This is a genomic window from Cytobacillus sp. ABV4_503 (assembly GCF_056158445.1).
This window is the reverse complement of record NZ_JBSWTH010000001.1, coordinates 4,799,551-4,818,984: the sequence shown is the minus strand read 5'-3', so window position 1 is coordinate 4,818,984 and position 19,434 is coordinate 4,799,551. Positions and strand designations below refer to the sequence as shown.

Genomic DNA, 19,434 nt, shown 5'->3' with positions numbered 1-19,434 from the left:
TATAATTACTTGGCTGTCTTTTGATTTATTTATTTTTATATACCAATCTCCTCAACAATACTTCCAATGGCCCATTCAAGTTCCTTTTTTCCAAAATCATGGCTAAGAGGACTGAAAGCCCCCAAATCCCAACAGCAATCATTGCGGCAGTCCCGTTGCTTACACGCCCTCCTAAATCAAGTGCTACCGGTGAGAAGAAGAGAACGAGCAGCGTCTCATTCCAAACATAGAAGGTTAGCGACCGTTTACCTAGGGCTGTTAAGGAGAGGATAAAACCTCCAGGCTCTTTCATCTTTGCTCCAATGATTCCGAAAATTGCAGCATAAGCCAAACCGCCTGCAATTCCGGTTAAAATGTGCAGTCCATTTATAAACCCGGCTGTAAATAAATCCGGGTGCCATATGGTTCCCAAAAGGGATAAAGGCAGTGCTCCCAACAATGAGACGGTTAATCCTATAAAGGTAATGGAATAAATCGTTTTTAACTGATTCTCCGGTTTGATTAATAACCGATTTCTGGCAATCCACATGCCGAGCAGAACGGAGGGAAGAACCGGGAACATTAAATGTATGAGAATAGGGATGGAAGGAAAAGTAACTAGACTTATAAAAGCTGTGTCAAGGTAGGTGTCAGCTGCTGAAACTTCCGGCGGGAAACCATAACCTCCGACTTCCAGCATATTGAACCCCCATGCTATCGGAAGAAAAATGATATAGAATAAAGTGATAAAAATAAAGGCTCGTATCAGTGTTTTGGTTCCGCTTGTTAAAAGCCGGCTCACAAGCAGCCCGGCTAAACCGTAGGCCATAAGAATGTCCTGTCCTCCGATGATGACCGCCAAAACAACCCCAAATAGAATCAAATACCAGGAACGCCTTCTTATCGTCATTATGGCTTCTTTTTCTCTTATTCCTTTAGAGGCTCGACTTTCAAATGCCAGAGAAAGCCCGTACCCGAATAATACGGCAAACATCGCTCTTGCTCTGTTATCAATAAAGAATTGGCCAAAAAAGTTAACTATTTGATCAAGGAAGGTGATAGCCTCTACTCTTTGCATAACCCCGGGTTCGGAGGTGTACAAATAGAGCGGGGCATGTGCCAGTGCAATCAGCAGAAGCATTGTACCTCTGGCTAGATCCAGTGAAACAGCACGTTTTTTTGGTCCAGCTGTTTTAATACTTGATTGATTAGACATGCTGATTTTCTCCTTTGTCTTTAATAAACACGCTAGCTTGATAAAATATTTGAATTGATTGGTTTATCTCTAAGGTTCGGTTAATTAAACAATGAGCTTCTTAATCAATAGAATACGCTCATCTGAATAAAGCTTTCTTAGGGAATAGACAAATTTATTATAAGATCACGAAAGCAGCTATTTCCGGTTTAAAAGGCAATTTAAATATTAGGTCGTATTTAAGGTTATGTCAATTGCATAAGATAGTTGGCAAAGTGCAGTTAAAGGGTGAAATTAGCAATCCAAAAAGGCAATTTATTATTGTTCCATAACCATTGCTTATTCCCTCCATCCGGATTATAGTGGATACGAAGGATTAGTATTACAAAACCTATATATATCTGAAAGGTTTATATAAAGGAGAAGAAGTATATGCTAGCAGCAAAGAACAGCTTCAGAATTGAAAAAGACTTTCTAGGTTCTAAGGAAGTTCCGGCTGGAGCCTATTATGGCGTTCAGACGCTTCGTGCGGTTGAGAACTTTCCGATTACAGGCTACCGGATCCATCCGGAGTTAATCAAGGCAATGGCAATAGTGAAAAAGGCAGCGGCATTGGCAAATATGGAGGTTAAGCGCCTTTATTCAGGTATTGGAGACCCTATCGTACAGGCAGCGGATGAAATGATTGAAGGACTGTGGCATGATCAGGTCATTGTCGACCCAATTCAGGGCGGTGCCGGGACGTCTATTAATATGAATATTAATGAAATCCTTGCAAACCGTGCAATTGAAATTATGGGCTATGAAAAAGGTGATTATTCACATTGCAGCCCTAATACTCATGTCAATATGTCACAATCGACGAATGATGCCTTCCCGACAGCAATGCATATCTCGGTTTTAAATCTGATGGATCAATTAATCGCGACAATGGAACATATGCACTCCGTTTTCCTTGAAAAATCAAAGGAATTCAGCCACGTGATTAAAATGGGACGGACTCATCTGCAGGATGCCGTGCCAATCAGGCTTGGCCAGGAATTTGAAGCTTACAGCCGTGTCATAGCGCGAGACATAAAGCGCATTCAGCAATCCAAACAGCACTTATATGAATTGAACATGGGGGCAACGGCAGTCGGAACCGGACTGAATGCCATCCCTAAATACATTGACTTAGTGGTGAAGCATATTGCCGACATCAGCGGCCTGCCATTTACAGGGGCAGAGCATCTTGTAGATGCCACTCAGAATACGGATTCTTATACAGAAGTCTCAGGAGCATTGAAAATCTGTATGATCAATATGTCCAAAATAGCGAATGATTTGCGCTTAATGGCTTCTGGCCCAAGAGCAGGCCTAGCGGAAATTTCACTTCCAGCAAGACAGCCGGGCTCTTCCATCATGCCTGGGAAAGTAAACCCTGTTCTGCCGGAGCTTATTAATCAGGTGGCATTCCAGGTCATCGGGAACGACCATACGATCTCACTTGCTTCAGAAGCAGGACAGCTTGAACTGAACGTCATGGAGCCAGTTCTGATCTTTAATCTTCTGCAATCGATCAGCATTATGAACAATGCATTCAATACGTTTACAGAGCATTGTGTAAAAGGAATCGAAGCCAACGAAGAAAGATTAAAGGAATACGTTGAGAAAAGTGTGGGCATCATCACCGCGGTTAACCCTCACCTTGGGTATGAAGTTGTATCAAGAATTGCGAGAGAAGCCATTTTAACAGGCTCTCCAATCAGGGAACTATGCCTGAAATATGATGTGCTGACTGAAGAAGAACTGGATTTAATCCTCGATCCATATGAAATGACCGATCCTGGCATCGCAGGCGCGGCGCTGCTGGAGAGGGACTGATGTCTTCCTTCACCCCCAATACTGTTGGGGGTTTTTTTGCTTATTCGGACAGGAACAGCCGAAATTCGAGAGAAGGAGTCCGAATCCGGTTCTCATTCGGACAGGAACAGCCGAAATTCGAGAGAAGGAGTCCGAATCCGGTTCTCATTCGGACAGGAATGGTCGAAAACCGAAGGAATGAGTCCGAATCCAATTCTTAATCCATAAATAATCAATGAATCATTCAAACATAATAAGTATCCCTTGTAGTTCCCAATGCTTTATAGTTTTTCTTTAAAACTCTGCAAAAAGTCTTCTTGCTTAAATCTGCGCTGCACCACTCATAAATGCTTTGGGTAGTAATCTTCCGTTCGGGAAAAAGCACCATAAATTCACTAACACTACGCAGAATAGCTCGTTCAATTTTTTCATGCCCACCGCACTTTCCACATACAAAGTTATTATTCTTTACGGATAGGAGCATGGATTTACAGGCTTCACAATACATTCCTTTTAGCAGCTTGTCGTATTGATATTCGGGCACCGAAGTAAATGGATTTTTCGTTTGGTGTAGGGAAAGCAGGTTTTGTGCTAGTTTCCTGTGCCCATCATTCAGTTTGGATGGAAATTTATTTAAATCATTCAAAAAGCGGTTTACCTGGGTTGGCAGAATAATGGGCTCGTCCAAAGGGGCTTGATATAAGGTGAATTCACGATTAATAAAGATAACGGAGGCTTCAACAGGATAGTTTTGCTTGAGGGTTTGGAGCAGCTGACGGAATAGGGTGGCACTTCTTTTTAATTGGTACACAGGGTTTTTATACTCCCGTCCGGTATTCACGCTAAAAAGTTTGTCCGATTCCAGGTAACATCTCCCTGGTAATTTTTTATATCTAAAAGATGAATCATACCTTGTGAAATGATCAAGGCATCGATTTGAAAAAATGAATTATTTACTTCCAAGAGCAGGTCATTAATAATTAACCTCTCTTCTTCCAGGCTTTCTGCCAGAAGGTCAAATTTCACCTCTCCTTCATAGTCCTTTTCAAGGTTGGAGTAGTGAAACCTTTCCTTTTCAGTAAACTCCATTCGGATGTTTAAAAATCTCATAGACATTAATTCATCCGGTACGGATCTTCTTTTAAGTAACATTATGCACTTCCTTCCTTAACCTCTAAGTTAATTTTATCAAAATACAATTCCTTCTAAAACAACCTAGCCTTAACTCCAGACAATTTCAATTTAAATTCATCCAATACTTTTCTTCTTTCCTCATAGTCCTGTTTATCACCTTCTTTCCAAAGGTGAAGGTCCCCGCCTTTTTCGAGGTATTCCAGGGCTTTCTTTTTGATTTTGCTTTGCAGTGCCCGGTGCCTTAATTGCAGAGCAGCCAGTGAAATATAAAGAATTGATAGGTCTGCCTGGGCATCCTTTTCATCTTCATAATCCTGAAATTCCTCTAACCATGATTCAAGTATGATTTTTGTCGCTTTCCTTGGACTGCAGCCTTCATCCAGCAGATCATTCCATTCATCCTGAATGTCGCAGGACAAATCATCTTCCCATAGCTCAGGTCCCCATGCACCCATTGAAGCAGCCTCCTAAAAAAATTTATTTATAGACATAATTATACATCCAGCACGTCAGACAGAACACTAGAAATAGACAAACACGGGGGATTGTGGGATTCCGAGGAAAGGGCAAAAGCAGAAGTTATGGAGACCCTCCCCTTCGCCGATATTGAAAAATTTTCTGAGGAGGAACTCACCTTTTAACGGGATGCAGTGATATCGAAGAAGGAATATCCCGGCTTTCTGAAAATCAGCTGACTATCGTTACATTGGTCAGTGACGGCTGCATCTTCTGTTATAAATGTGAGTTTCCGGGCTCCTTTATCGCATACATGAATCTTCTAAAGCTTTAGAGCATTCGCATGACGAGATGGCCACCATGATTCGCTTCGCAAATGTGTCAGGAGGCCTGGCCGTCACCAGGAAAGGCGCTATGAGCGGTCTTCCCTGCCTGGATGAAGTGCAGGAAATTCTTAAAAAGACATAATTTTACCAAACAGCAGACAAACCTTCCAATACTGGAACCGATTTGTCTGCTGTTTTGGTTCCGAAAATCTCCGCGCCGCTTTCTAATTTGTCTAAAATAGTATATAATTATCAGATAATACTAGCTATCTTACCCTATCAATCATTATAATAGAATAGAATGTGTATTTTGTGTGACGGAAAAGGTGTGTCCTTGGGTGATGCCTTTCTAGTGGTGACACCTGAGCAGAGCGCCTGCAGTTTTTGGCAAATATCTGGGATAAGGAAGGTTTAAAATGAGCAGCGTACAGAACAAAACAGACGTTATCTTAATTGGTGCCGGAATCATGAGCGCGACTTTGGGGTCTTTACTGAAAGAGTTAGCACCTGAATGGGAAATCAAAGTGTTTGAAAAGCTCGAAAGCGCAGGAGAAGAAAGCTCTAACGAATGGAATAATGCAGGGACGGGACATGCTGCATTGTGCGAGCTTAACTATACATCTGAAAAATCCGATGGATCAATAGATATCACTAAAGCGATTAATGTAAATGAACAATTTCAGCTTTCCAGACAGTTTTGGGCTTATCTTGTAGAAAACAACCTGATTCGCAATCCGCAGGACTTTATTATGCCAATCCCTCATATGAGTTTTGTTCAAGGGGAAGAAAATGTATCGTTTTTGAAAAAACGTTTGGAAGCGCTGTCAGCTAATCCGCTATTTCAGGGCATGGAATTTTCCGATGACCCTGAAAAGCTGAAGGAATGGATTCCGGTGATGATGGATGGCCGCACTTCGGACGAACCAATCGCAGCTACTAAAATCGACTCTGGAACGGATGTCAACTTCGGTGCGTTAACTCGCATGCTGTTTGGCCATCTAAAGAGTAAAAATGTCAATGTTCATTATCAGCACAGCGTTGAGGATTTGCAGCGTGCTGGCGATGGCTCATGGAATGTAAAAGTTCGAAATATGGAAAGCGGTAAAACCGAAAACCATCAGGCGAAGTTTGTCTTTATCGGCGGCGGCGGCGGAAGCCTGCATCTGCTGCAGAAGACGGGCATACCTGAATCTAAGCATATTGGCGGATTCCCGGTAAGCGGACTGTTCCTTGTCTGCAACAAACCGGAAATTGTCGAGAAGCATCATGCAAAAGTGTACGGAAAAGCGAAGGTAGGCGCACCTCCAATGTCCGTGCCGCACCTGGATACAAGGTTTATTGATAACAAGAAATCCCTGCTGTTCGGACCATTTGCCGGCTTCTCGCCAAAGTTCTTAAAGACAGGTTCCAATATGGACCTGATCAAGTCCGTTAAACCGAATAATGTCATCACCATGCTGGCAGCTGGTGCAAAAGAAATGGGGCTGACAAAATACCTGATTCAGCAGGTCATGTTATCCCATGAACAGCGTGTTGAAGAATTGCGCGAGTTTATTCCTAACGCACAGAGTGATGACTGGAGTGTCGTGGTCGCAGGCCAGCGTGTGCAGGTAATCAAGGATACGCCTGCCGGAAAAGGAACCCTGCAATTCGGTACTGAGGTAGTCAGTGCCTCAGATGGCTCAGTTGCTGCTTTGCTCGGAGCTTCTCCGGGTGCTTCAACTGCCGTAAACGTCATGCTTGAAGTATTGCAAAAATGCTTCCCGCAGTATATGGAAGAGTGGCATTTTAAAATCAAGAAAATGATTCCGTCCTACGGCATGTCATTGTCGGAAAACCCTGAGCTGTTCCGTGAGATTCATGAATCAACAGCGCAGGTGCTGGGACTGAGCGAAGCGGAAAATCAAAAAGAGCTTGCCTATACCTGATCTTTACCGGATGGAGCCTTTGACCCTAAATGCGGGTTGAAGGTTCTTTTTTATATGCTGAAAAACCAGTGGTAGAGCTCTGCAACCTATGCGTGCGGCCCCTGCAACCAATCCTATCTTTACTTTTGGCCAAAAAATTCACCATAATGGGAGTATCGATTTGCAGAAAGGTGATTGTGAATATGGTTTTTGCCGAGAAGCTTAAAAAGGAGAGGAAAGAGAAAGGATGGTCACAGGAGGAACTGGCTGAAAAGCTGTTTGTGAGCCGCCAGTCTGTTTCCAAATGGGAAAATGGACAGAACTATCCCAGCATAGAAATTATTATTAAACTAAGTGATCTGTTTGGGGTTACGATTGATGAATTATTAAGGAGTGATGAGGAATTGACGGAGAAAGTGATTAAGGACAGCAGACAATTAGCTTATCCAAGATTGAAAGTATTTTTTGATTGTTTATTTCTGATAGGATCCGCTATGCTAATCATTAAACTAAGCATTTTAGGACTTAATCATTTTACTGAACTAGAGATCCCTCTTCGTGGGTCGTTTTTCTGGAATTTCGGTCCTTTATTCTTAATGCTGGGCGGTGCCATTTTCTCTGACACATTAAAAAAGAAATATAAAAGTGAGTAACGTAACCCTGCATTCTTGTGCATGGATTGTCGGGCCGCACCCTGCAGCTCCTGCTATTCTGTAGATAAGAGGAGGTCATCCAAATGGATTTGCTGCAAAATATGAATCGGGCAATGAAGTATATTGAAGAACATCTGACGAGTGAGATAGACTTCAAAGAAGTGGCAAAGATTTCGTATTGCTCGGAATACCATTTCAAACGAATGTTTTCCTTTCTTGCAGGTGTAACTCTTTCGGAGTATATCCGCAGGAGACGGCTGTCATTAGCTGCCTTTGATTTGAAGGATAAGAATGCCAGGGTCATTGATGTAGCGTTCAAATATGGGTATAGCTCACCTGATTCATTTACGAGGGCATTCCAGCAGCTTCATGGCATCACTCCATCAGAAGCAAGGAGCAATGGCCACGCACTAAAGGCTTATCCGCCGATGACCTTCCATTTATCTATTAAGGGAGGAAATGAAATGAATTATCGAATTGAGGAAAAAAAGGCATTTCGAATTGTGGGCTTAAAGAAGCGGGTGCCGATCATTTTTAACGGAGTGAACCCGGAAATTGCAGCCATGTGGAAGAGCTTAGATGAACATATGATTATTAAACTTAAAAGTGTATCGAATACAGTTCCCCTGGGTCTGATTAGTGCATCAGCAAATTTTTCTGAAGGAAGAATGGAAGAAAAGGGGGAGCTTGATCATTATATAGGGGCAGCTACCACGAAGGAATGCCCAGAGGGTATGGCGTCCCTTGAGGTTGAAGCATGTTCATGGGCAGTTTTTGAAGCCGTGGGGCCATTCCCTGAAACGCTTCAGAATATCTGGGGACGCATCTACTCGGAATGGTTTCCTTCCTCTTCCTATCAGCAAATAGAAGGGCCGGAAATACTCTGGAATGAAAGTAAAGATACCACTTCCCTGGTATTTCACAGTGAAATCTGGATTCCGGTTGCAAAAAAATAGGACTCCCCAGCAGCTAGTGGAGTCCCAGATATTCAAATAAGTATTAGCATTTGGAATTAGATAACTGTCTAGCTCTCCAGCGCCTGCCCCTCGAGGTCACAAGCTTGTCTTGCTGCGGCTCCTAGGGACTCGAGACGTAAGCCATTCCCTCCAGAAGGGAAGAACACCTTCTTGCAGGGCTCGACTTATGCTTGTCGGGAATGGGCAAGGCGCCTTCCGCTTTTCTATTCTTTCAGCCGATCCGGCAATCCTTGGATTGAGGACACGACCACATCAAGCTTGGCTTCGATCCGGTTCAGTAAAAAAAGCGTGACCACAATCGGGAAGCCGAGTTCGCTGATCAAGGTGACCATCTGTTCCATCCTGTATGCTCCTTTCTATTTTACAAGCTATAAAAAAGGCCGGGTTCCAAAGAATCCGGCCTCATTCCTTTCACCTCCCGCTTTGTTATTTTCAACAACTGGTCCACACTGCCTGATTTAAGATTCATATCGCTGCACCGCCCTTTCATCTCTGATAATCGAAATGAAAGGGGGGTAAAAGACAGGGGGGTTGGGGAAAGTTGTGACAGAATGGTGAAAAATCTTATATCCGTCTCCCCGCTGCCTGTGGCGGCTGTTCGAGCCATTTTTCCTTAATGGCAATCAACAGGCCTATTCCATAAAAGAGAGACATGTCTTTGGCAGTGCCCAAATTAATGATATAAAAATACCTTCAAGGTCCCCTTGCTGTCCATGGTAGCTAACAGAACGTTATTTATTTCTGTCTGATAGAAACGTTCTAAATGGGCGATTAACCAGTTTTCATCCTTTTGTATAGTTTGCAGCACTTTTTTATCCACTTTGCCTTCCTTAATGATGGTTCTGGGCATATCGAAGGGTTCAGCATTCCTTTGGAGGAAATCAGGTGTAATGGGCTCATATTTGGGGTCTAAGAAGAAAGAAATGCTCCCGTTGGCTTCCCATAGAGCCAGCGCCACCTTTTTTACATCGTCTACTTTTTTCTCGCGTAATTCCTCCAGCAGCACATCAATGGAGATCCTTGCCTTGTTTAGGCCTTTGTATATGATTTCACCATTCTGCACGAGGAGGATGGGCTTGCTGTTCACCAGTCTTCTAACCGCTGGCCATTTCAGAATACTGAATAAACTGATCAGGTAAAGAACCACGAGTACAATGGTTGTAACAATTGAACCTTTTAGTCCTAGCTCCTCATCTGATAAAGGATGAGCAATGATATTGCCTATGACTAAAGCCATTACTAAATCCAGGAGTCTTAATTGTGAAATGGCACGCTGTCCCAGCACTTTGGCGACAATGACTAAGAAGAAATAAGCGATGACAGCCCTGAGTCCCCACTCTATGGCAGAAAGTGAGTGCTGACTCTGTAAAAAATCCATCTATGGCACATCCTTTAATCTGCTTAAAAAGGAATCCTGCATATTTTGCCTTTTTAAAAGTGTTTTCCTATCCAGCTGCAATTATTCAAAAGCAAGGAGTATCTGTATATTATTAACAGCACATAGAAAGTTTGCCTTTTTGAAAAACTAAGCGAAAGGAGGTTATTTAAATGAAAAAATTCATATTGATGCTTTTTCTATCTCTATATTTCGTAACGCTAACGGGCTGTGGAAACGATGAAAAGCCTGAGGAGGACGAACAGGTTGAAGATGTAGAAGAAGAGGATGAAATTGGCGACGGCGAAGTGGATGATGAGTAAAAGTCATTGTATGCAATTCGGATGAACTGAAAATCCTGTAACCACATAAATCATGTCTAGGAGTATTCCAATTGGAGTCTGAGAGATGCTTCGGACAGATAGCGCGAGAAAAGAAAGGATGGAGTCCGAACCCGAGGCAGCTTCGGACAACCAGCCCAGAAATAGAAATTGATCTGCTCTTATCCGAAAAATAATCAGCCCCCAATCACGATAAGATGGGGGCTTTTTCCTTGGTCCCTTCACAAAAATGGCTACCTGTGATCAGATAAACACAAAACAACGATTTTATAAGGTGTAGTCTGGGCAGGGATGCTTTTGGTAGAAGGACCATAGATGACAACTAAGTCTCTGTTTGCGGGGCTGCCGGTAAAAGCCTGCCCGTTTGTCAGCACCATCTGGGTATACGGTGAGACGTTTATTTGCAGCCGGCCATCACTGCTGACTAGCTGGCTATTAAAATAGTCTGTTTTCACATTTTGATGAGAAGTATGTTTTACGACCACAAGCGCACGGTATTGAGGAGGATATATCAGCGGAACAGGAGCATTGCCGTCATAATATCCAGTAATGATGTCCCCCGCAGACAGCATGGTTTGATCTAAAACGTAAGTGGAAGGAGATACGATGAAATTGGCAGTTCCCCCCATTCCATTGTCACCAGAAATGATTTTATGGCAGCCGTCTCCGTTAAAGTCAGAGATCTGCGTAACGGTTCCCGTAAAGTATTGAAAATTGGTCATGTTCTTCCCCCGTTCTTGTAAAATAAAGCCTCGATTTAACCAATATATTAAAGCAGCCTACTTTACGTTCATTTGTAAATTTACAAATAGTTACTTTTCATCCAATCTTTACATACAATTTACATTTGGTCTGTATAATTTCCTTATAGGTCATTAGTATGATACTTTGGGGGTTTTGGAGAAATGCAGAAGCGGCTGGACAACTTTGCGGCAGCCTTCAGCCATAAGCTGAACCTGGGCAAAAGATTATTGGCACTGTTTTTTACCCTGCTGCTGCTATCGATAGCGGCAGTCGGAGTTAGTTCTTATCTTAAAACAAAGGACATGGCAATCAAAACAATTGAAGATAGATTGGCAAGAGAAGCGGAATTGATGGGATACATAGCGGAAAACTTAAAGTTTGTGTATGTCAGTGATGATGCGTACTTTAAGCAGCAGCTCGAGGCCAGTGTCCGTTCTCAGCAGAAAAAGCTGCAGTCGGATGGGATTGACTCTGATTTTTTCTATATTGCAGATAACAAGATTATGCCTTTTAAGGTCAGCAGCAAGACAGATGCCACTTTTTCAAAGGATACGATCAATGAAATCAGCGCAATGAAAAATGGCGTCATACACATTGAGATGAATGGGACAGATTATACGGCGGCCTTTCAGGAGATGGAGGAAATCAGTGGAGTCTATGTAGTTCTCATCCCGGCAAAAGCGTATATGTCTGATGTTCATGAGATCGGGTATTTTATGATTGCAGCGATTGTGGTCAGTTTATCGGCTGCATCGGCAATTATCAGTCTTTTTGTAAGGAAAATAACACAGCCTTTGAACTTATTAAGAAACACCATGCGGGAGGTCCGGGAAGGAAACCTGCAAAACCCGCTTGAGATTCATACAGAAATTCCCGAAATTGTTTCTCTGCAGAAAAGTTATAACAGCATGATTGAACAAATGAGGAGCCTGCTGCGGGAGCTGACCGGGACAACGAAGGAGCTGGAGAGCACGGGAACTGAGCTGAAAGGGTCATCCTGCAGCGCTCTTGAAAGCGGGCAGCAGCTGGTATCAGCCATTCATCTTGTGAAAATGGGGGCAGAGCAAACCGCTGCCAGTTCTGAAAATAGTGCGGCCAGTTTTAAAGAAATGAAAGATAAGTTTGAAGATATGTTTTTACATATGGAAAGTGTAAACCGCAGCTCGGAGGTGATGAATGATTCTGCCAGGCGCGGCGGTAACAGCATCAGTGACCTGATCGCTGCTATTCATTCCTTTGGCTCGGAATTTGGAAAATTGACCCTGACAATAAAAGAGGTCAAAGACCATTCTTTAGCGATTACAAATCTTGTCGGAATGGTAAAAGGGATTGCTGAACAAACAAGGCTGCTATCCTTAAATGCTTCCATCGAGGCTGCCCGTGCAGGAGAGGCAGGGAAAGGCTTTGCCGTGGTCGCAGGAGAAGTCCGTAAACTGGCTGAACAATCTGCAGGTGCTGCAGAAGATATCACTCAGGGAATAAGCAATATGGAGAATATAACACTCAGAGCTTCAGAGGAATTTGACCAGCTCCATACAGAAATAAAAGGAAATCTTGAGATGGCGGGCCAATCCAAAATATCATTGGACGAGCTGATGAATGAGATTTCTAATGTAAGCGGAAAGCTTCAAACCATGCAAAAGGAGCTGAAAGGCCTGGAAAAAACGCTGCCAGGCTTGAACAGGGAGCTGAACAGTTCTCCTCTGTTTCACAGGAAACATTGGCCAGTGCAGAAGAGATGCTTGCCGCCAGCGTCATTCAAACAGAACAGATGGAGAAAACGGATGAAATTGGGATGAAACTCAATACTCTGGCAAGATCATTGTCTGAAATGACAAGCCATTATAGGGCATAGGAATTAGAAAAGCGCAGGGGAAGGCTCATCGGATCCTTCAAAAGCTGCCCTAGCAGGCTGCGAAGTTAGACGGTTAACTGATCTATTAAAAAAATGAACCAGGCATTGGCTGCCTGGTTCATGCATCCTCTGTAAGCCATCCACTGCTTAACAAGAGGTTCATCCATTCTTCATTACTTTAAACCATAAGCCTTGATAATCTCCTGACTTACACGATTGCCTGCATCATCCCACGCACTGGCACGCAGGGAGACAGAGCTTCCCTTCATCTTTGGATTCTTGATTTCAGCGGTCCAGCCATTGCCCTTGGAAACTAATTTTGCCGCTTCCCATGTCTTTCCTTCATCAAAGGACACGTCAAGGCTGGCTCCTTTTATTTTGCCGTTTTCAGGAGCATCGGCTATTTGAACAGCTGATAAATCAAGCTTAATTTTTTTACCGGCAGTGGAGTTGCCTGACATGTCAGTATCCACTTTATAATCAAGAGAAATCAGCGGAAGAGCAGTCTGGAAATCTTCTTGCTTCTGTGACCAGAATGTCCACTCCGTATGTGTACGGACTGATGTGTTCCAGCGCTCTGCATCACGGGCAGCCTCACTTACGAGTTTGTACTGGGTTTTCTCTGCCGGAAATTCATTAAATAAGTAGAGTGCCTGGCCCTTTCCTTCTTTAACCAGCTTATCCCCTTGATATAGCTTTAATGTCTGATCGCCAGGGTAATTCATGTCTGCTCCTGTATGTCCAGGTCCTGAGTCAGCCCAGGCAGGAACATTTAGTATCAAATTATTGCCTGAACGGTATGGAGCCCAGAAACCATCACCAAAACGAGGACGGACCACAGGTGAAAACCATTCTTCATTCAATGTCTGACCCGGTGTATATTCTACTTTTGGCTGTCTTACTTCCCACTGGGCATCAAGAACACCAGCCTGGTGATACCAAGATGTGCCTTTTTGTGCCGATACCCACTCTGTTCTGACAGACGGAAGTGAAAGGGTCTGCAGGAAGCCTACTCCGGCAAAGCTGTGCGCCAGGATATCGTATCGGAACTCAGCACCAGGTGCAGGACGGTCTGATTTATATTCAGAGGTGATTTTGACCAGGTCCTTCGGTTTCGGTGAATAGTTTACCTTTTTAGGCACTGCCTGATGATGCATATCCACAAGGTCATATAAATAATCCGAGTCAGGAGTACCCTCGACTTTTAAGGTCAATTTTCCGGACTTGGCAGCTGCGATCAGCTCTTTGCCTTCAGTGCCGCTGACACCGGCAACCGGGAGAGGGCTGTTGGAAAGTGAAAAATCTTCATTTTCTATTCCTACCCATTCACTAAGCTCCTGAGGTCCATCATTAACGGTAATCAATAGTTTTGCTCCTGCTGCTAACGCTGCTGCAGCACGTTCAGATCCTGTTAAATCATCACTGCGCTCCACTATTGCTGCTTTTCCTTTCACATCCAGCTTTTCATAATCCTCTGGAGATCCATTTCCGGCATAGACAGCCTTCAAATTATACTTGTCATTCAGGAGAGTGCTTCCTGCCTGCGGGATATCATCCAATTCCTTTCCTTTGTAGCCGATTGTCAGCATTGGTTCTGCCAGGCGCCAGCGCGTAGCCTGCGTGAATTCACCAACATTAACTTTCTCTGTAGGTGCAGCGTACATTTTGTCCACCACTACCGGCATAATGTAAATGTCATTCACCTGGTTTCCATTGATGCTGCGGTAATATTCCAGCTTTCTGTAATTGGCTTCTGTTTCTTTCGGAACATCCACAGTAATTTCGTTGGCCATGCGGGCATCCAGCATAACTGTCTGAGGTCCATCCAGATTAATTTCCGGGTCGCCGACAAGCGCTACACCTGCCTGATCTGTATCTGCATCAACAGCCATCATCGACATAACTGAATACGTTCCTTTCGGCAGCCGCAGGTCCTTCGTGCCTTCCACTGACATAAACTGTGGTTCGCCAGTTGGTCCCAAAAGGTAGAAGTATGCAGAGGCAGCTTCTCCGTCACGGTCAATCGCCTTTATGGTAAGCGGGTACCTTTCATCTTCTTTAATCATGCCTAATGACGTATGGACAACCTTTTGGCCTTCTGCCGAAGCACTGATATGGCCCTGATATCGGGCGCCAAAATCCCCCTTATTCGGGTCAAGTGTAACGGTAACCCCGGCACTTCCGTTAGCTGGAACAGTCACTTTTTCTGATGAAAGCTTTACCATTCCGGCAGGAGCGTCGGTTGCATGGATATCTTTCATCGATACTGACAGATCCAATGTTACATCCTGGCTGCTGTCGTTTGAATACGTAATGGTCTTCTCAGCCGGAACATCATTCTCATGAGGCCAGTCATAGAAGCCGAAATCCAGGGAACCGGTAGCCCTTACATCACCAAGCGCGGCTACAGTGTCAAGACGGCCTGTTCCGCCTTCAAAAGGCTTAATGTCCTCTAGCTTCTTTGTGGTGCTCATCAGAGCTTCCTTAAGCTGTTCTCCGGTCCAATCAGGGTGGCGCTGGGAGAGCAGGGCTGCGGCTCCAGCAACATGAGGCGTTGCCATTGAGGTACCATCCATGCTCATATAAGAGCCGCTTCCCTGGTTCGTATGCTGAGAACGCGCAGCCATAATTCCTACTCCAGGAGCAGTGAGGTCAGGCTTTAATCCTGAGCTTCCAAAGCTAGGCCCTTTAGACGAGAACCAGGCAAGATTGTCGGACTTGTCCACGGCGCCAACAGTAAGAGCTTCATCAGCCGCTCCTGGTGATCCAATTCCTTCACTGCCAGTGTTCCCGGCAGCAATAACAAACAGGGAACCTGTTTCTTTACTAAGATTGTTTACAGCCTGAGCCATCGGGTCTGTTCCATCGCTTGGTTCAGAACTTCCAAGGCTCATATTGACGACTCTGGCATTTTCAGCAGCCCATTCCATTCCATCTATAATCCAGGAATCCTGGCCAAAGCCTTCATCACTAAGTACTTTTCCTACAAGGAGACGGGCGCCGGGAGCCACACCCTTATTCCGCCCTTCAGATGCTTGACCTGTGCCTAGTACTGTGGAAGCCACATGTGTTCCGTGTGCATGTCTGTCGGTAACTTCCTCTCCTGGCACAAAGCTCACTGCCTCATCCAGCTGGCCAGCAATGTCCGGATGCTCTGAATCAATTCCGGTATCAAGAACAGCCACCTTTACGCCTGTTCCATCATAGCCGGATTCCCAAGCAGAAGGCGCTCCGATCTGTGGGACACTTTGTTCAAGAGAAGCTTCGACACGGCCATCCAGCCAGATTTTTTCAATGCCCGGAGCCAGTGCGGCCTTAGCTGTTTTAGAAGTCTTGTTTGCTTTAGTGATTTCTTCCCAGAATTTCTTTGTTTCTTTCTTATTAGCTGAGACTGCTACACTATCTATGCTTTCAAGCACATGGGTTTTCTTTGAGCCCTTTGGGGCTGGATGGACATCAGCTGAACGGCCTTTGGACTCGGAATATTGAATGATGACCGGCAATTCCTTTTGATTCTCATCATCATAGCCATCTTTAATTAAAGCCGTAATATTGAACAGATCCTGGTCCAAAAATCCGGAAGCCAGATAGGGCATAGCCTGATCAGGAATGACATACGTTTCCTTGTTGGCTGTCAAAATTCGTGCTCCATTTGCGGAAGGGTCCACTGGTTCAACATGAATGATATTCTTTCCATCTGCAAATTCTGTTACGGTTACAACATCACCTGTAATAAGGGTGATGACATGCTTGCCTTTACTGGCTTTTGCATTCATCCCTTGCAGATCGGTTATGGCCGCTTTGCCATCTGCACCTTTTAGGATGCCCTTTCCAGAATCATCTGCCGAAGCCTGCAGGGGCGGAACAGCTAACATTGCCGCAGCCATGGCAGCTGTTAAATACTTTTTAAACCTGAAATCTCCCATTCGTGCCCATTCTCCTCTTCAAAAATATAGTCTTCCACCCTTAAAGCAGCTGGGGAATCACCCCTATTGACTGCTTTAAAATAATCAAGATCCAACCTCCCTAAATACTTGATTCATAGTTTAAAAGGACTTTCTATTGAAAAGTATAAAGAAGAAAGAACATTCTGTTAATTGGGGAAATTAAAAGGCGATTTAAGTATTAAATCTGGGCTAAAAGAATTAGGTTTCGATAAATTGATGGATTATTGGGAGTGTTTGTAGGTAATTATGACAATAAAATTTGGGGTTATTTAATAGGGGAAGATAATAATATTCTAATTTACTGCAAATCTATTACCTATAACAATCGAATTCTTATTCATTATGCAATGCTGATTATCTAATACCATCAGCTGAATAGTCAAAAAGGACCGGCGGAAAAGCACCGTCAGTCCTTCCTTTATACATCAAAAACACCCTCATAGATCCTCTTTAAATCATCACGCAGCCTCTCGACCGGTATGAACCGCGCCTCCCTCAAAACCTCTCTTCCATCAAGATATAAGGCAATCACAGGCACTGTAAAAGCCATGAGGTACCCGGCTATTTCAGTGACCTTGCCTGCATTCACAAATCGTGCTTCTATACGGGGATAATCTTTCAACACTTCCTCAACCTGAGGAAGCAGGCCATGACAGACGCTTCAGCTGTCAGTCAGCACATAAATTAGGCCAAGCTCAGCGTTCTGAATAAACTGATGCACCTCTTCCATCGCTGTCAGCTCTTTCATCTCCATCCACCTCTACTGCTGGCATTTTTTCCATTATACAATAGGATTTCCATAATCACTTCTAGAATACCTTAACAGGAAGGAGTGGTTATATTGGCAAATCTATGGGAAGAAAAGTTCTCCGCAGAAGGATATTTATATGGCGAGGAGCCCAATGAATTTATCAGAGAGCAAACATGGCGGCTTAAAGGGCATAAACGAGTTGCTGCTTTGGCCGAGGGTGAGGGCCGAAATGCTGTATTCCTTGCCAGGCAGGGGCATGAGGTAACCGCATGGGATTATACACAAAGCGGGTTAATTAAAACGCAGCAGCTGGCTGAACGCCATCATGTCAGAGTCGAAACAGGACAGAAGGATCTCATTCATGATTCTGTGCCATCTGGGGAGTATGATGCTTCGATTATGGTTTTCGGTCATTTTCGGAAAAAGGATCAAAAGACTGTTTTCGATAAGCTCGTTTCCGTTGTAAAGCCGGGTGGAATCGTCATGCTTGAAGTCTATTCGGAGGATCAGCTCCGCTATGGTACAGGCGGACCGAAAAGTATTGATATGGTTTATGATCCGGCAGATCTTCTCCAATGGATAAAGAGCTATAAAGTCCTTCATTTCTTTTATGGCGAACAGGAAAGAGTAGAAGGAAAAGGCCATACAGGTACGGGACATGTTATTCAGGCTATATTGCAGAAATAGAAAAAGGAGGCATGAGCGGCCTCCTTTTCTGTTTTTAAGATGTAATTGACTGGGTGCTGTTTACCTTGGATGAATAAACACGATACAACACGAATGCCATTCCGGAAAGCAGGATTCCCGAGATGTACGGGGCACCGATGCTCATGGTAAAAAGCCAGCCGCCCAGCGGAGGCCCGATAATGCGTCCCAGGGAGTCAAATGATGAAAGCAGGCCGGTTGTGCTGCCGTGTCCAGTCTGAGATGTCTTTGTCAGCAGGGAAGACACGCTTGGGCGGATAAACCCGTTTCCGATGCCGAAAACTGTTAAGAAAATCGCTGCTGTGGTAAAACTGTCAACCAGGAGAATAAGTCCAAAGCCAATGGCGGAGATGATAATTCCCAGCTGAATCACAGCTCCTTCTCCGTACTTTTTCGTCATTCTTCCTACTAAACCGCCCTGTACAAGGGCGCCTCCAAATCCCATGATCATAAAGATATAGCCAAGCTCCACGGTGCCAAGACCTGCCTTGTCAGCTGCAAAATACGCAAAAGTTGCTTCAAGGCCTGCCAGTGACAACGAAACAAACAGCTGAAGGATAAATAAAATTCCAGTGTTCCCGCTTAAGGCTGTTAAAAGACCTGGACGCTTAGCAGTTCCCTGGCTGCGCTGCTCTGGTGAAAGGGATTCTTTCAGCACAAGCATGACAAGGAAAAATGTGATAAACGAAGATGTTCCTGCCGCGTAGAAAGGAATGTTCAAACTTTCCCGGGAAAAGATGCCGCCGATTGCAGGCCCAAAAATAAACCCCAAGCCCACTGCAGCTCCAATGATCCCCATCCCTTTTCCGCGGTCTTCTTCAGATGTAATATCCGCTACATAGGCCATGACAGTCGGCATATTGGCAGATGACAGGAAGCCGCCGATGATTCTGGCAGCAAACAGCATCCAAAGCTCAGTGGATAAGGCCATCATGAAAAAAGACAGGCCAAGGCCAAAAATGCCGATCATAATGACCGGTTTGCGTCCGATTTTATCGGAAACACGCCCCCACATAGGAGCAAACAGCAGCTGCATCAGCGAATAAACGGCCATTAACAGGCCCAGTTCAGTAGGTGAGGCCCCTAATTCTTCCGCATAAAAGGGGATGACAGGAATGATGATTCCAAACCCCACCATAACAAGAAACATAACTGCGAATAAAAGAGGCAGTGCTTTTTTTGTATTCAACGTGTTCACTCCAGTTAAGATCAAATTCCATCTAAGTATTATGATTATAACAAAAACA

At 44.2% G+C, this 19,434-nt stretch carries 17 protein-coding genes; 7 read left to right on the top strand and 10 right to left on the bottom strand.

Translation table 11 applies throughout. The features are described from left to right. Nucleotides 1-25: 25 nt before the first annotated feature. Nucleotides 26-1,195: a DUF418 domain-containing protein gene (locus ACXAD1_RS24000; RefSeq protein ID WP_474911222.1), complete on the bottom strand. Its 1,170-nt coding sequence runs from the start codon at nt 1,193-1,195 to the stop codon at nt 26-28. A 411-nt stretch (nt 1,196-1,606) separates the two neighbouring features. On the opposite strand from ACXAD1_RS24000, the gene aspA reads away from it, so the two are divergent. Then, nucleotides 1,607-3,037: an aspartate ammonia-lyase gene (gene aspA / locus ACXAD1_RS23995; protein WP_206840945.1), complete on the top strand. Its 1,431-nt coding sequence runs from the start codon at nt 1,607-1,609 to the stop codon at nt 3,035-3,037. A gap of 223 nt (nt 3,038-3,260) precedes the next feature. On the opposite strand, the gene ACXAD1_RS23990 is transcribed toward aspA, so the two are convergent. Genes ACXAD1_RS23990 through ACXAD1_RS23980 form a run of 3 tightly spaced genes read right to left on the bottom strand, consistent with a single transcriptional unit; the run spans nt 3,261 to nt 4,605 of the window. After that, complete coding sequence (locus ACXAD1_RS23990; protein WP_474911221.1) at nt 3,261-3,827, bottom strand: hypothetical protein; 567 nt, start codon at nt 3,825-3,827, stop codon at nt 3,261-3,263. Nucleotides 3,828-3,853: 26 nt separating this feature from the next. Next, a complete protein-coding gene (locus ACXAD1_RS23985; RefSeq protein ID WP_244671220.1) occupies nt 3,854-4,168 on the bottom strand; it encodes a nuclease-related domain-containing protein in 315 nt (104 codons plus the stop codon). A gap of 53 nt (nt 4,169-4,221) precedes the next feature. Continuing rightward, complete coding sequence (locus tag ACXAD1_RS23980; protein ID WP_370221767.1) at nt 4,222-4,605, bottom strand: MarR family transcriptional regulator; 384 nt, start codon at nt 4,603-4,605, stop codon at nt 4,222-4,224. Between the two features lie 743 nt (nt 4,606-5,348). On the opposite strand from ACXAD1_RS23980, the gene ACXAD1_RS23975 reads away from it, so the two are divergent. From ACXAD1_RS23975 to ACXAD1_RS23965, 3 genes are all read left to right on the top strand, one after another. Next, on the top strand, nt 5,349-6,860 hold the full coding sequence (locus ACXAD1_RS23975) for a malate:quinone oxidoreductase (RefSeq protein ID WP_474911220.1): 1,512 nt from the start codon (nt 5,349-5,351) through the stop codon (nt 6,858-6,860). 182 nt (nt 6,861-7,042) lie between these two features. Further along, nucleotides 7,043-7,492 carry a helix-turn-helix domain-containing protein gene (locus tag ACXAD1_RS23970; protein WP_474911219.1) on the top strand — a complete coding sequence of 150 codons (450 nt, stop codon included), beginning with the start codon at nt 7,043-7,045 and terminating at the stop codon, nt 7,490-7,492. An 83-nt stretch (nt 7,493-7,575) separates the two neighbouring features. Next, nucleotides 7,576-8,448, top strand: coding sequence for an AraC family transcriptional regulator (locus ACXAD1_RS23965; RefSeq protein WP_474911218.1), 873 nt, complete (start codon nt 7,576-7,578; stop codon nt 8,446-8,448). Between the two features lie 224 nt (nt 8,449-8,672). Here the strand turns inward: ACXAD1_RS23965 and ACXAD1_RS23960 are convergent, their stop codons facing one another. Both ACXAD1_RS23960 and ACXAD1_RS23955 read right to left on the bottom strand, forming a co-directional pair. Next, on the bottom strand, nt 8,673-8,810 hold the full coding sequence (locus ACXAD1_RS23960) for a YvrJ family protein (RefSeq protein ID WP_019380521.1): 138 nt from the start codon (nt 8,808-8,810) through the stop codon (nt 8,673-8,675). Nucleotides 8,811-9,142: 332 nt separating this feature from the next. Further along, complete coding sequence (locus tag ACXAD1_RS23955; protein ID WP_206840938.1) at nt 9,143-9,847, bottom strand: DUF421 domain-containing protein; 705 nt, start codon at nt 9,845-9,847, stop codon at nt 9,143-9,145. A 170-nt stretch (nt 9,848-10,017) separates the two neighbouring features. Between ACXAD1_RS23955 and ACXAD1_RS23950 the strand changes: the two genes are divergently transcribed. Beyond that, on the top strand, nt 10,018-10,167 hold the full coding sequence (locus ACXAD1_RS23950; protein WP_206840936.1) for a hypothetical protein: 150 nt from the start codon (nt 10,018-10,020) through the stop codon (nt 10,165-10,167). A gap of 251 nt (nt 10,168-10,418) precedes the next feature. On the opposite strand, the gene ACXAD1_RS23945 is transcribed toward ACXAD1_RS23950, so the two are convergent. Beyond that, the gene (locus tag ACXAD1_RS23945; RefSeq protein WP_474911217.1) at nt 10,419-10,907 is read right to left on the bottom strand and encodes a hypothetical protein; all 489 of its coding nucleotides are present in this window, start codon (nt 10,905-10,907) and stop codon (nt 10,419-10,421) included. A 183-nt stretch (nt 10,908-11,090) separates the two neighbouring features. Between ACXAD1_RS23945 and ACXAD1_RS23940 the strand changes: the two genes are divergently transcribed. Next, a complete protein-coding gene (locus ACXAD1_RS23940) occupies nt 11,091-12,728 on the top strand; it encodes a methyl-accepting chemotaxis protein (RefSeq protein ID WP_474911216.1) in 1,638 nt (545 codons plus the stop codon). Between the two features lie 229 nt (nt 12,729-12,957). On the opposite strand, the gene ACXAD1_RS23935 is transcribed toward ACXAD1_RS23940, so the two are convergent. Beyond that, on the bottom strand, nt 12,958-16,710 hold the full coding sequence (locus tag ACXAD1_RS23935; RefSeq protein ID WP_474911215.1) for a S8 family serine peptidase: 3,753 nt from the start codon (nt 16,708-16,710) through the stop codon (nt 12,958-12,960). A gap of 439 nt (nt 16,711-17,149) precedes the next feature. Continuing rightward, the gene (locus ACXAD1_RS23930) at nt 17,150-17,356 is read right to left on the bottom strand and encodes a thioredoxin domain-containing protein (RefSeq protein WP_206840928.1); all 207 of its coding nucleotides are present in this window, start codon (nt 17,354-17,356) and stop codon (nt 17,150-17,152) included. Nucleotides 17,357-17,572: 216 nt separating this feature from the next. Between ACXAD1_RS23930 and ACXAD1_RS23925 the strand changes: the two genes are divergently transcribed. Further along, on the top strand, nt 17,573-18,169 hold the full coding sequence (locus ACXAD1_RS23925) for a class I SAM-dependent methyltransferase (protein ID WP_206840927.1): 597 nt from the start codon (nt 17,573-17,575) through the stop codon (nt 18,167-18,169). Between the two features lie 34 nt (nt 18,170-18,203). Here ACXAD1_RS23925 and ACXAD1_RS23920 read toward each other — a convergent pair whose 3' ends face one another. Then, a complete protein-coding gene (locus tag ACXAD1_RS23920) occupies nt 18,204-19,376 on the bottom strand; it encodes an MFS transporter (RefSeq protein ID WP_370224375.1) in 1,173 nt (390 codons plus the stop codon). Nucleotides 19,377-19,434: the final 58 nt, after the last annotated feature.

Bases quoted from the DNA above. Each gene is read 5' to 3' on its own strand.
- aspA (WP_206840945.1), top strand. From the start codon at position 1,607: ATGCTAGCAGCAAAGAACAGCTTCAGAATTGAAAAAGACTTTCTAGGT.
- ACXAD1_RS23940 (WP_474911216.1), top strand. From the start codon at position 11,091: ATGCAGAAGCGGCTGGACAACTTTGCGGCAGCCTTCAGCCATAAGCTG.
- ACXAD1_RS23985 (WP_244671220.1), bottom strand. From the start codon at position 4,168: ATGTTACTTAAAAGAAGATCCGTACCGGATGAATTAATGTCTATGAGA.
- ACXAD1_RS24000 (WP_474911222.1), bottom strand. From the start codon at position 1,195: ATGTCTAATCAATCAAGTATTAAAACAGCTGGACCAAAAAAACGTGCT.
- ACXAD1_RS23980 (WP_370221767.1), bottom strand. From the start codon at position 4,605: ATGGGTGCATGGGGACCTGAGCTATGGGAAGATGATTTGTCCTGCGAC.
- ACXAD1_RS23950 (WP_206840936.1), top strand. From the start codon at position 10,018: ATGAAAAAATTCATATTGATGCTTTTTCTATCTCTATATTTCGTAACG.
- ACXAD1_RS23970 (WP_474911219.1), top strand. From the start codon at position 7,043: ATGGTTTTTGCCGAGAAGCTTAAAAAGGAGAGGAAAGAGAAAGGATGG.
- ACXAD1_RS23935 (WP_474911215.1), bottom strand. From the start codon at position 16,710: ATGGGAGATTTCAGGTTTAAAAAGTATTTAACAGCTGCCATGGCTGCG.
- ACXAD1_RS23975 (WP_474911220.1), top strand. From the start codon at position 5,349: ATGAGCAGCGTACAGAACAAAACAGACGTTATCTTAATTGGTGCCGGA.
- ACXAD1_RS23960 (WP_019380521.1), bottom strand. From the start codon at position 8,810: ATGGAACAGATGGTCACCTTGATCAGCGAACTCGGCTTCCCGATTGTG.
- ACXAD1_RS23945 (WP_474911217.1), bottom strand. From the start codon at position 10,907: ATGACCAATTTTCAATACTTTACGGGAACCGTTACGCAGATCTCTGAC.
- ACXAD1_RS23955 (WP_206840938.1), bottom strand. From the start codon at position 9,847: ATGGATTTTTTACAGAGTCAGCACTCACTTTCTGCCATAGAGTGGGGA.
- ACXAD1_RS23965 (WP_474911218.1), top strand. From the start codon at position 7,576: ATGGATTTGCTGCAAAATATGAATCGGGCAATGAAGTATATTGAAGAA.